This is a genomic window from Priestia abyssalis (assembly GCF_002019595.1).
GTDB lineage: Bacteria > Bacillota > Bacilli > Bacillales > Bacillaceae_H > Bacillus_BA > Bacillus_BA abyssalis.
Map to the genome: position 1 here is coordinate 2,912,058 of NZ_KV917369.1, position 15,107 is coordinate 2,927,164.

The window sequence follows — 15,107 nt, forward strand, 5'->3', positions numbered from 1 at the left end:
CTGTTATAGAGTAGAGACTTAGCTTGTTCTTAGAATGCGAAATACCGTTTATGAATCATATGATCCTGATTATAGGGACTTTTTCTAAGAAGCTAAAAGAACCATATCACACAAATCTTAAAAATTTCTAAAGTATGTATGAAAAATTCTTAAACATTTTACAATAAACAACTTAAATAAACGAGGTAGCATAGGAATGATTACGCTTATCAAATTATTCCTATACAAAGTAAAATGCGATGTTATTTTTCCCAGTAGTCACGTAAAAATCAGACACTGTTTATATTGAACAAAAGAAAAATCCCGGATTCCGGGATTTTTTATAGCCAACTTCTTTTTTCAACAACATACCCACTTGGGAACTCAAGCTTCAGGCTTTTTGCAAATAACACCTAAGTATATAACAATGGTATCTACCTTCTACTAAGAAGTATAAAAGGAAAAGTTGAATTGTACCTCAGTGCTTCCACTGTTATGACGCTCCCTCAATTGAATACATTTAGTATTTACTGTTCTGAGCCTTGGTTACCGTTGTTCTTTACTAAAACTTTCAAGCCACTGCCAATGTCAGAAGCTAAAATATAATTTCTATCTACAAATACACCCCAAACATCCGAATTTTCAGGAACGTATTTACCGATTTGAACAGGATCGCTCGGATTTGTAATATCGACCGCTCGTACACCACCAGCATAGTGTGATAAGTATAATGTATTTCCATGCACTTTTGGATCATGCACAGTATTTGCAAATGTTACAGGAGCACCTTCGGCAGCATCTGTTAAATCTGTTTTAAACTCACTTAATAACTTAGGATTTGTCTTATCTTTAATATCGAAGATACGAGTATATCCGTAGGCAGCTTCGTAACCTGGTTTGATAGGAGCGTAAACTTCTCTTGTCTCAATCAGGATTGTACCACCCTTTGCTAGAGCGGCAGAGTGAGCAGAACCTTGCTGGTCGGAAGCAAAATCTGTTCTACCTAAATAAACAGGTTTTTCGGGATTGCTAATATCAAAAATAACGGTTCCTAAATCCCACATGGAAACATATGCATACTTCCCTGTTTCATCAACCATTGTACTGTGGTTAAATAAAGGTCTTGTCTTACCATCTGGAGAATTCCAATGATAGCCGTTAAAATTATCCGGAACTTCCGGTAAACTTCTCGGATCGAACTGCCATAAAGTTTTCGGAGCGGTTGGATCACTTACATCTACAATTTGAAAATCTTTTTCTGCCCCGTGGCTGTAGTAATCAGCATACGGGTTTGCCGCAAGGACAACTGCTCGATTTCCTTGCGTTGTTAAATATAATTCATGAGTTCCCCTTGTTTGCTTCGTTACTTCCCAGAACCCTAATTTTTTAGGTTCATAAGGATCCGTTACATCATAAAGTAAGAAACCACCTTTTGAATCCGGGTTGGTTCTGTCTAATTGCTGTACACTCACCACCGCTAAATCACCTTTAAAATGTGGCGTGCTAACAGATTGTACAATAACTTTTTCTTGCCATGTACCAGGAATGTCATTGTTGGCAAATACCGCTACTTCTTTAGGATTAGATGGGTCTTTTAAGTCAAAAACTCGAACGCCTCCGTTCCCACCATTTTGTGTATGGGTCCCAACATAGGCAAATCCTTTATGAGCATATACGTCTGCGAAACTATTTTGCTTGCCATCCGCTCTGACCACCTTCATTTCAGGCGCAGCAGCTTCATGCAAAAACTTAAGATTCTTACTTCCTTCTAAAACGGGAGCGGTGATGGCATCATAATTGGTTCTTTCCCCTTTTTCAATATTGATATCTCCTAATTCGTCGTGAGCTAATACATTAAAAGGAACTGCCGAAAAAGTTAAAGTACCAGCAAGCGCCATGCTTAAAACTAAATTTTTTCTTACCTTTTTCATTAAAACCCCTCCGTTTTTTATGTATTTATGCAAGGAAACACCTCCTAGCACACACTCTCAATATACCAAATTTTAACTATATTTCATAATATTTTCAAATAATTTTTATTTTTCAAAACATTAGTCCTAATTTAATCGAACATAAAGGAATTAATCTCTATCCCAAACTCATTATTATAAGGAACATAAGACTATGATCAAGTTAATGGAATCGGTATTTATAATATTAAAAAAATAAAAAGAGACTAAAGCCTTAAATTCCTTAACTTTCCGCTCATGTCCTTTATCTTCCTCAATAATCTTGATTCTTTTAAATCGTATCATATTGGCATTCTCCAGTTTTCAAGAGGTCGCCAGCCTTCAAGGTCATATACGGAAAATAAACGTTTCTACTAGAATACCCTTCTAAAATAGAAGATTGGGCATACAATCTACTAAAAATTGGAAGGGTGAACAGGTGAATGCTCAAAACTAAAGAATGCTACTGTTAGTTAGCTGAGATAGTTCTCTCTGCTTTAGGTCCTTACTCCTTTTTCATATCAAATGACCTCGGTCTTTTTCTTTTTGTGCTTTCCTTTATCGGCACCTTATATTAGCTGCTGAATACAAAAAGAAACATTAACCCATTGTAACGGTTAATGTTTCTTTTTGTATTAATACGATATTTTTCCATTCTGGTTAAAAAATCGAGTTCACTTTATTAGTGACGATTGTTCGAACATTATTTAGGTGAAAGTTCACTTTCTGTTACCCATTTATGATTGGTCACTTTTTCTCCACCAGTTGTCGGAGTGTAATCCACCATATACACAGTCGTTTGTTCGGTTGAATCAATGACAGCAGTTGCCCCCTTCATCCCTTTCATATGGTCTGCCTCTGTAATCACTTCCGCTCCTGGTTCATACGGTTCGTCACTCGCATTTTGAATCTCTTCGTGAATAATCCATTTATGATTGGTCACTCTTTCTCCGCCTGTTGTCGGATTATATGAGATAGCATAAGCTGTCGTGTCAAAAGCCCCCACAATCGTTGCCTCAGCTCCATTCATACCTTCCATATGGTCTGTTTTCAAAATCGCTTTATCTCCGACTTTATAGGTTGGATTCTCAGCTTCTTTTAAACTTTCAGGGACTTCACCTGAACCGGAATGATTCATCTCTTCATGATTCATTTCTGCATGGTTCTCATTGCTTGCCTGTTCTTCTTGCTTTGGTTCTTCTCCATGATTCATGTTGGCCTGATCGCTCTCCTGATTATCATTGGAACATGCTCCTAAAAATAAAGCAGTGATCATCGTGAGCAGGAATAGAGTACTACGTTTCATTTTCATGATTTTCTCCTCCTATAAACTTGGTTTATCTTATGATACGACAAAAATGTGCAGAAATTATGCAGTTAGTAAATAAAGCCATATTATGGTTCGTCTAATAAAAAAGCCAACCATAAAAGTTGGCTTTAGCTATGGAAAATTGATACATTTTCTCTGTTCGAAAGTATTCGGCTTCCTTGTATACGATAATAACCTTTTATCGATTTTCCTTCCATCTCTTGACAAGCGGAATAAGAAGAGCTGCGGACAATATCAGCAATACCACTTTTCCTTCCCATGTCCAGTTTAGGACCTGGTGAACAGAATAGGCCTCCAATAAGACCGATGGAAGTTTCCCGATGGCATTGGCCAGCAGAAATGTTAATGGCTTGATACTCCCGACAGCCGCAAAAAACGTTACAAATCCAGAAGGCACAAACGGCATAAGTCGAAAAGCTACGATTAAATAAAACGCTTCTCTTCCCGTCGCGGATAAAAGTCTTTGAAGTTTCGGGTACTTTTCGAGCTTTTCTCTTGAAATGCCTCTTAACCCTTTCCGGTATAAATAAAAAGCGGCACCTGCTCCGATGACTTCACCTGTAAACGAAATCAACGTCCCTGTGGCAAATCCAAAAAACGCCAAATTGGCAGCCGTTAAAAAGGCACTCGGAATAATACCGAAAATGCTGATGATGACATTTGTTCCAAGGCTTATGATAATAGCTAAATGCTCATATTGTTGAAACCACTCCAGCACTAAATCCCCCATCATTCATCTACCCATTTGTACCCTACGCCCCAAACGGTTTGTAAGTGGTTCTCCACAGGAAAACCCTCTTTTCGCAATTTATCCCTTAGGTTGCGCATATGTGAATCGATGGTTCGATCTTCGATGTCTGCCTCCATGCCCCACACCATCATCAGTAAGTCTTCCCGGGTAAAAACGCGATTCACGTTTTTTAAAAATAAACCAATGAGTTCAAATTCTTTTCGTGTTACAGAAATAGGCTCATTATTATAACTTAAGATTCGGTGTTCTCCGTTCCATGCCAATCCCTTATAGCAAACTTCCGCCTTCTCCTCTTTCACCCTTCTTAACACCGCTTGAATACGCGCAATTAGTTCCGCTTCATTAAACGGTTTCGTGACATAATCGTCGGCTCCAATATTGAGTCCTTTGACGATATCTACGGATTGATTTCGTGCCGTGAGCATAATGATGGGGAGATTGGAAAATCCGCGGACCTCCCGGCAGACTTCCCACCCGTCTTTTTCCGGCATCATCAAGTCTAACAGCATGAGGTCTGCCTCATCTCCATTTTGCAAATATCGAATCGCTTGTTCACCAGCTTCAAATTTCACACATTGAAAACCATTCGGAACCAAGTACAATTCGAGCAAGTCCAACATTCTCGCTTCATCGTCAACCAACATGATTTTAGGCATGTTCATTCTCCTCTTTTAATACAATGGTAAATGTCGTTCCTTTCCCAGGCATACTTTCAGCTTGGATCATCCCGCCGTGGGCTTCTACAATTTCTTTTACGATGGCAAGTCCTAAACCGGTACCGCCGCTTTTGCGGGATCTGGATTTTTCCACTCGATACAATCGATCAAAAATGAACGGCAAATCTTTCGGGGGAATCCCGATTCCTTCGTCGGTCACTTTAATCCAAATATCCCCATCATCTTTTTTGACCTCCAGCCGAACCGTTGTATACGGTTCAGAATAGCTTAAGGCATTGTCTAATAGATTCATGATCACCTGTTTAAACCTTCCCGTATCTACTTTTACCATTAAGCCTTCCGGGCAAGAAAAGTCCAGTTGAATATGCTGGCGATCAAACATCGGCTTCATTTGCTGAAAAATGCTTTCTAAAAAAACATGTATGTAAACAAGCTCTTTCTTGATCAAAAACGCATTTTGATCAAGCTGTGCCAATTCAAATAAATTTTGAACAAGAGCAGAAAGCCTTTCCGTTTCTTCTTGAATAATGCCAAGGTACTTCTCCCGGTCGGAAACTGCAAGATTAGGCCGTCCGGCAATATCGGTGTAGCCCTTAATATACGTTAACGGAGTTCGCAATTCATGGGAAACATTCGCTAAAAACTCATTTCTTTCTCTCTTTAAGTACTGAAGTTCCTTCGCCAAGGACTCAATGGCATTTCCCAATTGTCCGAGCTCATCCTGGGAACGGACATTCAGCTTAACCGCAAAGTTTCCTTCACTCAATTTCTCTGTTGCTCTCTTCATCCGGACAAGCGGGCTCGTAATGATTTTAGAGAGGAGAAAAATGGTAATCACTGAAAAAAGGACTGAAATGCCGCTCACCACATAAAAATGATGTTTAAGTCTGGCAATCATGGAGCGAATCGAATCGGTATGTTGAAACATATAAACCGTTCCGGCCTCTTTACCATCTATATGAATGGGACTGGCGGTTGCGATATATTTTCGATGGCTCCAATCTCCCTGAATAATTTTCCCTCTATAAGGACCTTGCTTTCGGTCATGCTCTTTCATGAGCTGCCTGATTTCTTCCTTAATCGGATTAGAATGACTGAGGATTTTCCCGCCTTCATCGACAATTACTACCTCCGTTTTAGCTTCCGACTCCATTAAAGCAACGTGATGCAGCGTAGTAGAGTCAAAATTTTTCTCCAAAACATCCCGGTGGCTGTTTCCTCTCAGTCTTAAACTCTCCAATTCCTCGGTGATTCGGCTGTTGGCCAGTTCGTGATACAAGTAGATAAATAACCCTGCCTCCAGAACAAGGACAAAAATCAAGAAATAAACACCTAATTTAATCGAAATACGATTCACGTTTCTTATCACCTTATCTTTTGCAGCTTAATTTTTCGGTACATCCCTTTCATCATAACATCAAGATTGTACTGAATTCGACAATGATGATTGACATTTTGATAAACTCTGTCAAAGGATAGTCCGATATCCGTTCCCAACATTTTGATGACGGGACGAATTAATTTCTTTCCAAAAGAGAGCCGTTCATTTGCAGGGGCAAATTTATCAAAAATTAAAATCTCCCCTTCATCTTTCGCCACTCTGACCATTTCCTTCATGACCTTTACCGGATCGGGTACAACACTTAATACTAAGCTCGCCACAATTACATCGAAAGATCCTGACTCGAAATCCAACATTTGAGCATTCATCTGCCGAAAATGAATCGAACTATTTACGTATTTCTCTTCCGCTTTTTGCAGCATTTCTTCTGAGTAGTCGATCGCCGTGACCTCCAAGTCAGCATAAGGGATGAACCCCAAATCCGCACCCGTCCCGATTCCGACAAACAAAACCTTTTGGCCCTTTTTCCATTGCACTTCCTGAAACACTCGCTTCCTCGCTCGATAAAATATCCCTTTATTAAAAAAGAAATCATAAAAGGGCGCCCAGCATCCATAGATAGCTTGATTCCATTGATTATTCATTTTTTCCTCCCCCCTAAAAGAACCGATTATTTGTTGTCAGATGAATGGGTTTGTCAAAATCAATCTAAGCATACCTTACCGAAAAAATTTGCAGATTTTATGCATAACGCAAGAGCTTTCTCATTTCTGCGAGAAAGCTCTTGCGTTATGGTGATATAAAAGAAATTAATTACAATGATCGTTATCCGTACATCTTGAATCGCTTTTGTCGATTTGAATGGTTGTATGGTCGATATGAAAATGCTCATGAAGAATGTGCTTGGCGGATGCCAACACTTCATCATGATTGGTCTCTGGATTGACCACCAAATGACAGCTAAATGCCGGAAAATCGGATGTAATCGACCAGGCATGCAAATCATGGACTTCGTTTACATGCTCAATCGATAAAAGCGTTTCTTTTATTTCGTTCATATCCAAGTTAGCAGGTGTCCCTTCCATCAAAATATGGAACGAGTCCTTCGTGACACGCCAGCCGCTAATGATAATTAAGAGCGCTACGATGACACTGGCAATCGGATCGGCAATATTCCATCCGAAAAACATCATTAGCAAAGCGGCAATGATAGCACCAAATGAACCAAGCATATCCCCAAGCACATGCAAAAAGGCACTTCGTACATTTAAGTTTCCGCTCGTGTCACCTTTCATCAAGATAAACGCGGCCGCCATATTAACAACTAAGCCGATGGACGAAATTACCAACATCCCTGAACTGGCGACTTCCGGCGGGTCCATCACCCGGTGGTAAGCCTCCCAGAAAATATAGAGAGAAATGACAACTAATGTAATACCATTTATGAATGCCGCTAAAATTTCAAAACGTTTATAACCGAATGTTTTCGTTAATGTCGCTTTTTTCTCGCCGAATGTCAAAGCCGCATAACTTAATCCCAGGGCGGCTGCATCGCTCAGCATATGACCGGCATCTGATAATAGCGCCAAGCTATTTGTTAAGATTCCTCCGATGACCTCTATTATCATATAAGCAGCAATAAGGATAAAAGATAGTTGTAATGCCTTTTTATTTCCAGTACCGTGATGATGTCCATGGCTGTGAGAATGGCCGTGATTGTGACCATGATGAGAGTGTCCCATCTTATCAATCTCCCTTTTAATTTTAATATATGAACATATACTCATATATTATGTAATATAAAATGATTATGTGCAACCTTTTTTGGATATTATTCCCCTTGTGTCATGGTGAATAAACTAAAAAAACAGCCGAAACCTTATGAGTTCCGGCTGTTTCGTTTCATTTCATTCACTATTTCTAACCATTAAGGCGCCACAAGCTCTTCTCCTTCATAAAACTCATACACATACGGAGTCGGCGGCGCGTCTATTTTTTCAAATTGGCTAATTTTAATATAAGGCAAACGGATGGAGTTGTACTCCGTTGTCGTCAATGTTCCTTTTATTTTCACCCACTGGTCGACTCCAAGTTTTTCGGCTCCTTTCGATTCTCCAAGCATCCCGTAAACGGACGCATCCGCCACACAACAGGAAAGACCGAAACGGGCGATAACAAATTGATTTTCAGCAAAATCAGGCTCCCGGTAAACAAATCCCATCAATTCTATTTCTTTCCCGGCAAAAGCTTCCGGATTTCGGTCAAATATATTCATGAGCGGAATAAATGTCTCGTCAGGCACAGTGATGTGATCTTTCGTCAACATGCTGGCTTCCAGCTTATCGTAAAATCCTTCCGGCGGATCTTGGACCTGAAATCCTTCTTCATGTGTTAACGGGAGATCCCCTTCTTGGGCGGCAGCCGATTCTCCCTGCACGCGCTTATCGAGCTCTTCCATATATTTCTCCGGATCTTCCAAATACAATTCCGCTTCAGACATCCCTTGTGCTGCCGCTTCTTGCCGTTCTTCCGGTGCAGGGCGTGCCGTGGCATTCGCCCCGAATTTTATGCCGCGCTTCTCGGCAACGGAACTGTCCAGTATATTATTGGAAAATAAAAACCCCGTTATCACAGGAAGAATAAATAACGCATACATGACTGCAGTTTGCCATGACCGTTTCGGGCCATGATGACCATGATCGCACATACAATCATGATGATGTTCATGCTTTGAGCCGCTCCTCCAAATTTGCATCACTCCCAACAGAAAAAATGTCAACGACGCAAAATAGATAAACGGCATCATTCTCGGAGCAATAAACAACCGAATATCTCCCGATAGCATCAATTTGAACATTAAAAGAGAGAAACCGACTAAAATCACACCACGGATAAAAGCCTGAAATGACTGATCTGTTTGATGTTCCATGTTCTCACCTCTCTCGTTTATAAAATGAACCATTGCTGAAACAGCCAAACGGCTGCATATACACATACCGTTACAATGACAATGAAGGCCGCCGTAAACTTCGCTTTAAAGGCGGACAGCATCATGAGCGTATTTTTCACATCAATCATCGGACCGTACACTAAAAAGGCAAGGAGCGAACCTGTCGAAAACGTATTAGTGAACGAAGCGGCCACAAAAGCATCCGCTTCCGAACAAAGAGACAGCACATATGCAAAAGCCATCATCACAAGCGGCGATAAATGTTCGTTAGAACCCAGGTCCATTAAAACGTTCCGGTCCAAAAACGTCTGAAACAGGCTGGCGACAAATGCCCCCATAATCAAATATTTTCCCATGTCAAAAAACTCATCACTGGCGTGGAACAGCATTTGCTTAAACCGATTCCCTTCCCCGTGACTATGATGAACATGCAAACTTGCCTCCTCTTCCCGCAGCTGATTGCGATTGCGGAAGAACAGATACACAAGAAAACCGATCGTGATACATAATACGAAAGCCAGTCCCATCCGTCCGTAGACGACCATCTTTTGGGTGCCGAATGCATAGTATGTAGAAGCAAATACAATGGGATTTAATATCGGGGCCCCTACCAACAATACTACTCCGACATGAAGAGGCATCCCTTTTTTAAGAAGCCGTCTCACGACCGGAATGATGGCGCACTCGCACACCGGCAAAATGGCGCTCACCAACGCCGCCGGCAGCAGTGCCGCAATCGGGTGTTTTGGAATGAAGCGCTGTATGGTCCGCTCCGATACGAAAATTTGAATGAAAGAAGACACGAACACTCCGAGTAGAATGAACGGAATCGCCTCCAGCACGATACTTAAAAAGATGGAGTTAACATTCATCCAATCTCCCGGGAGCGCAAATGACAGCTCTTTCGGATCAATAACAAAAAAACAATAAAGAAATAAAAGCAGTAAACTGTAGCCAATTACATCTTGCCTGAGCTTTTGAAAGCTTGTCCTCATATAAGACCTCCATGTTATGATCAATTTACCTTATTGCATATAAACGTTATCATTACGATTTATATGATAAAAAAAAGAACTTATGCATAACAAGTTCCATTTTACATGAATTCCGGTTAAATGTTAACGAAAAATCTTTATACAAAAAGGCGTTATCTATCTTAAATATTATAAGACAACTAACGCCTTTGCTGTTCTCTTCTCAAAAATACTTTTTTTGAAACGTCTCCATATTGTCAACCGGGGTTACAACCGCGTATAGATGGTCATTTGGATTCTCAAATTTTTTTTGGATGATTTGATAATATGGCATCTGTTTTATTTGTAATCTAAACTCTTCCGAAACCCGATTTCCCTTAACGCTTCCCTCTCCCATGATTCTTTTTTCATTTTCCATCGTTATCACATTCTCCCTGCAATCTTATTTCCTACAAAGCTCAATATATTCGGAAGAAGCTTAGATTGACACAAATACCTCTTAAATATTTACATTTTATTGTTTATGGATCGTCTAACTACTTCAATAGAATAAGCTTTTTCCACAGCTGACGGTAATTGGAGGATAACACATTTCTTTGAACTGCAAAAAGACGAGTCGCATCGACTCGTCTTTTATAGGTTAAAGTAATAGTTCATTCTGCGCTTAGCGGTCCGTCTTGCCTGATTGGACGGCCATTGTCTCTACAGCTTCAGCTACTCTTTCATGAACGGATAAATCGAGCGGATGCGGAACCAGATCGCCCGGTTTCGTCTCTGCTGCAATAGCTTCTGCAGCAGCAACCAGCATTTCATGGGTAATATCACGAGCTCCGGCATTCAGCACACCGCGGAAAATGCCCGGAAACCCAAGAACATTGTTAACAGAACGGCCGTCCGCTGCATAAGCAGCTCCTGCTTCTAATGCCTCTTCCGGCTCAATTTCCGGTTTCGGATTAGATAAAGCGAGAATAATTTGCCCTTGACGCACCCACTCTTTTTTAATAAGTCCTGGGACGCCGGTAGTGGCGATGACAATATCCGACTGTTCCATCAATTCTTCGAGGCTTTCAACCGGATTTCCTCCGTAGCCCTTCAATCTTTCTTTCGCTTCCGGGGACTTGTCCGCTCCGAAAACGTTCTTTACGCCAAAAGCCATGAACATACGGCAGATTGCCAAGCCGGCTGCCCCAAGGCCAATTTGTCCTACTGTCGCTTTTTCTAAATCAACACCAGCGCTTTTGCAAGCGGACAGGACTGCTGCCAGGGTTACGACAGCCGTACCATGCTGGTCATCATGCATAACTGGAATGTCTAAATCCCTCTTGAGGCGCTCTTCTACTTCAAAACAATGCGGAGAACCAATATCTTCTAAAAGAATCCCGCCAAAGCCAGGCGAAATATGTTTGACTGTCTGAACAATTTCATCCGGATCTTTCGTGTCTAAAAGAATAGGAATGCCATTGATGCCGGCCAACTGATCGAAAAGGGCAGCTTTCCCCTCCATTACAGGCATTCCCGCAACCGGACCAATGTCTCCAAGTCCTAGAATCGCTGTTCCGTCCGTCACGATCGCAACCGTATTGCTGATGTTCGTATAAATTTTCGCTTTCTCCGGCTCCTGTTCGATCACACGGCAAACGTTTGCCACACCTGGCGTGTAGACACGTCTCAAGTCAGCAAGAGATTGAATCGGCATCTTGCTTTTCATCTGAATCTTTCCGCCTTCATGTGCACGAAGAACATCGTCTGAAACAGTATGTAACTGGATGCCCCCTCCAAGCTCGCGAACGGCCTCTAGTAAGGACTCAAGCTTTGCTTCATTCTCGACTTGAACCGTAATGTTGCGTTTTGTATAGTTTGCCCCTACATGTACGGTTTCAATTTCTCCGATATCTCCTCCGGCAAGGCCGATGGCCGTCGCTACTTTCCCAAGATTTCCAGGAGTGGATGGGGTTTGTACAAGTAAAGTGCGAATAATATGTTTATTGATCATAACCAAATTCCTCCAAATACATTTTCATGATGACTGGCCGTTAGGCGAGGTAACTTGTTTTGAATAAGAAACGTTATTGTCCATTCTACAATTTTACGCCTCATAAATAAAGCGTTTCCAATCGATTAAGTTCATGTTTCTTTTATATTTTGAACAACTTCTATAAAATGAGATTACCAGATATAAAATAGTGTTCCCATTTAAAAAACTAAAAAAAGTAAAGAACATAAAGAACATGAAAAAATCCTGCATATCAATACAGGATTTTTGATTGAACTTTGTTACAAATTATCACAATTTATTTCAAAATCACACTTGTTCGACCTCATCCCCCTCATCTAGATTAAAAACCAACCCGTGCATGCGGCCGCTAAATTGGTAAGGGCGAAGAAAAACAAATTGGAGGACCATGCCGTCCGCTCATCCTCTTCAGACCGACTCTTTGAACCTTTTGCCAGCATCCCGGAAAGGACAAGCGCTCCTGCCCCTAATCCCCCACTGACTAAAACAAGCCAAAAATAGTCATCCACCGCCTGCGAAAGCGTTATCATAAATAACACCAACAATATCCCGCTAAAAAGCCCCATCTTCATGCCCATTCCCCCTTAAACATGTAGAATTCAAAAATAAAGACCCGACGCCCACCAATCTTCACTTCTGTATTGCTACTAATATATGTGCGAACACGGAAAAGACGACCTTTCTTTTTCTTTGAAGCACTAAAAATGCGTGTTCAAAAAGGAGGACAAAAAGGACCGAGAAGTTCAAGGAAGCGCCGCTTTGAGCAACGGAGCGTATGGTGTTAATACGTGAGTAGCGGAAAAGCAAGCTGACGCCGAAATTCGACAGTCATTTTTCCCGGACTTTTTGAACAACCTCTAAAAGTCAAAACCACCCGTGATAACGGGTGGTTTGCTCTACGGCTGGAAGCCTTTGTTACTGACCAAACCCTAAAGGGCTACTGAATGGTTCGCCAGTTGTACTACTTCTACTGGCCAGACCTCAAAGGCCTCCTCCTTACTTTCGTTTCTTTTTCTTCACCTCTTCACCTGTAAATGGATCGATATATTCCATCATACTTAATTGTTCTGCGACTATATCATCTTGTATTTGATTGCGTATATATTCTTCTATCACCTTCTTATTTCTCCCAACGGTATCCACATAATATCCTGTACACCAAAATTTTCGGTTCCCGTATCTATATTTTAAATTTGCGTGACGATCAAAGATCATTAAACTGCTTTTTCCTTTTAAATATCCTACAAATGAAGATACACTGATCTTAGGCGGAATGCTTACCAACATATGTACGTGGTCTTTACACGCTGTTGCTTCGATAATTTCCACACCTTTTCTTTCGCACAAGGTACGCAGTATTTCTCCAATGTCTTTTTTGATTTTCCCATAAATCACTTGTCTTCTATACTTCGGCGCAAACACAATGTGATACTTACAATTCCAAGTTGTATGTGCTAAACTATTAGTGTCTTTTTTAGACATAAAAACTCCTCCGTGTGCTGATATTTTGGTTGGCGAACCAAAAATATTTTAGCACCTCGGAGGAGTTTTTTTAATACCACGCTATAAGCTTTTTGGAACCCTAGGCCTAGCCTAGGGTTTTCTTTTCCACAAAAAAGAACCTTTCGCTTTGACAACTTTGTGAAAGGTCATTTCCATTGCGGAGTTTTTCGTTTTGTTAAAAAATAAGAGACGCCGATTGCCTGGCAAATCGTCGCATAATGAAGCAGCATCAATAATAAAATGCCGGTATTCATTCCCATAATCACCCCGACCATTCCAAAGTCATGCTGGGAACCGAAATAATAAATCATCGAAAACGACACGATATGAGACCATACTGTATGATACAGGGCATCTTTTACGAGCCCTAATCCGATTAAATAAGCTTGAAGCGGAACGGCAAAAAAGTGAAACAAAAAATAGGGCCATAGCGCATGTAGATAAAATACCGCTTCTGGTGAACGGAAAAATAAATTCGTCAGCGGCTCTGCGAACACATACATAATTACGATCGCGGGTAATCCGTATAAAACGGTAATTTGCATCGATTGCTGCAATAATTGCCTTAATTTCCTCATATCGTTTTTGGCATACGCTTCAGACACGGATGGAATAAGAGCCACGAGCAGCGAGTGAGCAAAAAAAGCAGGAAAAAAACCAATGGACATGGCCACTCCTGCCATTAACCCGAAATGCTGATTGGCGAGACTTGCTGTTAATCCCGACAAAATGAGCGCTTTTTTAATCAAAAACGGCTGAATCGCATTGGCTACAGAGTTGAAAATTCGAAGGCCTGTAGTTGGAAGAGACACAGATAACAGTTTTCGCCGCACCTGAGCACCGCTCATTTGATGCTGGCTGTTTTTAGGAATATAATGAAGCTGTGAAATATAGATGATGAGCAAATATAAAAGAACGACTCCTTCACTGGCAATGAGCGTACAAATGGCCGCAAACAGTGCCATTTCCGTCTTCACAAAGTGAAATGCCTGAAACACGGCAAACAAAATCGACAGCTGAATCGCTTTTCGAATGAAATTGGACACAGCAATGGTTGACATATTATGGATGCCCATGAAATATCCGCGCAATACGGCAGAATACGAAACGATTGGAATAAACGCAAGTACGGCCCATTTAATGAGCGGATGATGCTCGTGAAAAATAGGAATATATGGAAACACAAGCAGCCCTATCGCCATCAGTGCTGCCGCCAGAACCGTTACGAACGAAAGCGCATGGCCCAGCATGTGCCGGTGCTCCTTCCGGTCATGTTCGGTCAAAAATTTTGAAACGGACACAGGAAGTTCCAAATTGGCAATGGTCATAATCAAAAAAATCGTCGGCAAAATGGACATATAGATGCCCATTCCTTCTTTCCCCAGCTCCCGTGCCAATACCATATTCACCAAAAACTCCACCAGTTCTGAAACAAAGGCAGCCCCGGCTAAAATAAAGGTTCCTTTCAAGAAAGTGTTCATGCTATAAACTCCTCTGCTAACATATCCTTTCTTTCATATATATGTAGACAAGCAGGAAGTATATGAATCGACTTTCAAGTAATACATGAAATAAAAAACTGAATAAGGAGAATACTCTCTTGTTTATGAGCATTCTCCAATTAAATCCGAACGTATA

14 protein-coding genes are annotated in these 15,107 nt (G+C 41.0%); all 14 read right to left on the bottom strand.

Annotated features, from left to right (window positions below):
• Positions 1-506: 506 nt before the first annotated feature.
• The 14 genes from BK575_RS13925 to BK575_RS13990 all read right to left on the bottom strand — a co-directional run bounded on the left by BK575_RS13925 (position 507) and on the right by BK575_RS13990 (position 14,950).
• Entirely contained in the window at positions 507-1,910 is a 1,404-nt protein-coding gene (locus tag BK575_RS13925; protein WP_078414789.1) for an LVIVD repeat-containing protein, read from the bottom strand.
• A 721-nt stretch (positions 1,911-2,631) separates the two neighbouring features.
• Complete coding sequence (locus BK575_RS13930) at positions 2,632-3,234, bottom strand: DUF1541 domain-containing protein (protein WP_078414790.1); 603 nt, start codon at positions 3,232-3,234, stop codon at positions 2,632-2,634.
• Between the two features lie 202 nt (positions 3,235-3,436).
• Positions 3,437-3,991: a TVP38/TMEM64 family protein gene (locus tag BK575_RS13935; RefSeq protein WP_328589505.1), complete on the bottom strand. Its 555-nt coding sequence runs from the start codon at positions 3,989-3,991 to the stop codon at positions 3,437-3,439.
• On the bottom strand, positions 3,988-4,665 hold the full coding sequence (locus BK575_RS13940; protein WP_078410911.1) for a response regulator transcription factor: 678 nt from the start codon (positions 4,663-4,665) through the stop codon (positions 3,988-3,990). Before BK575_RS13940 ends, BK575_RS13935 begins: the two co-directional genes overlap by 4 nt.
• The gene (locus BK575_RS13945; protein WP_078410912.1) at positions 4,658-6,043 is read right to left on the bottom strand and encodes a sensor histidine kinase; all 1,386 of its coding nucleotides are present in this window, start codon (positions 6,041-6,043) and stop codon (positions 4,658-4,660) included. The genes BK575_RS13940 and BK575_RS13945 overlap by 8 nt, the downstream gene beginning before the upstream one ends.
• A gap of 8 nt (positions 6,044-6,051) precedes the next feature.
• Positions 6,052-6,672, bottom strand: coding sequence for a class I SAM-dependent methyltransferase (locus BK575_RS13950; protein ID WP_078410913.1), 621 nt, complete (start codon positions 6,670-6,672; stop codon positions 6,052-6,054).
• Between the two features lie 165 nt (positions 6,673-6,837).
• On the bottom strand, positions 6,838-7,770 hold the full coding sequence (locus tag BK575_RS13955) for a cation diffusion facilitator family transporter (protein ID WP_078410914.1): 933 nt from the start codon (positions 7,768-7,770) through the stop codon (positions 6,838-6,840).
• 185 nt (positions 7,771-7,955) lie between these two features.
• The gene (locus tag BK575_RS13960) at positions 7,956-8,957 is read right to left on the bottom strand and encodes a TIGR03943 family putative permease subunit (protein ID WP_139368038.1); all 1,002 of its coding nucleotides are present in this window, start codon (positions 8,955-8,957) and stop codon (positions 7,956-7,958) included.
• Positions 8,958-8,974: 17 nt separating this feature from the next.
• Positions 8,975-9,973, bottom strand: coding sequence for a permease (locus BK575_RS13965; protein ID WP_078410916.1), 999 nt, complete (start codon positions 9,971-9,973; stop codon positions 8,975-8,977).
• Positions 9,974-10,175: 202 nt separating this feature from the next.
• Entirely contained in the window at positions 10,176-10,370 is a 195-nt protein-coding gene (locus BK575_RS13970) for a hypothetical protein (protein WP_078410917.1), read from the bottom strand.
• A gap of 246 nt (positions 10,371-10,616) precedes the next feature.
• The gene (locus tag BK575_RS13975) at positions 10,617-11,945 is read right to left on the bottom strand and encodes an NAD-dependent malic enzyme (protein WP_078410918.1); all 1,329 of its coding nucleotides are present in this window, start codon (positions 11,943-11,945) and stop codon (positions 10,617-10,619) included.
• Between the two features lie 338 nt (positions 11,946-12,283).
• A complete protein-coding gene (locus BK575_RS13980) occupies positions 12,284-12,538 on the bottom strand; it encodes a hypothetical protein (protein WP_078410919.1) in 255 nt (84 codons plus the stop codon).
• Positions 12,539-12,962: 424 nt separating this feature from the next.
• Positions 12,963-13,448, bottom strand: a complete 486-nt coding sequence (gene tnpA / locus BK575_RS13985; RefSeq protein ID WP_078409725.1) for an IS200/IS605 family transposase — start codon at positions 13,446-13,448, stop codon at positions 12,963-12,965.
• A gap of 167 nt (positions 13,449-13,615) precedes the next feature.
• On the bottom strand, positions 13,616-14,950 hold the full coding sequence (locus BK575_RS13990; protein WP_078410920.1) for a polysaccharide biosynthesis protein: 1,335 nt from the start codon (positions 14,948-14,950) through the stop codon (positions 13,616-13,618).
• Between the last annotated feature and the right edge of the window lie 157 nt (positions 14,951-15,107).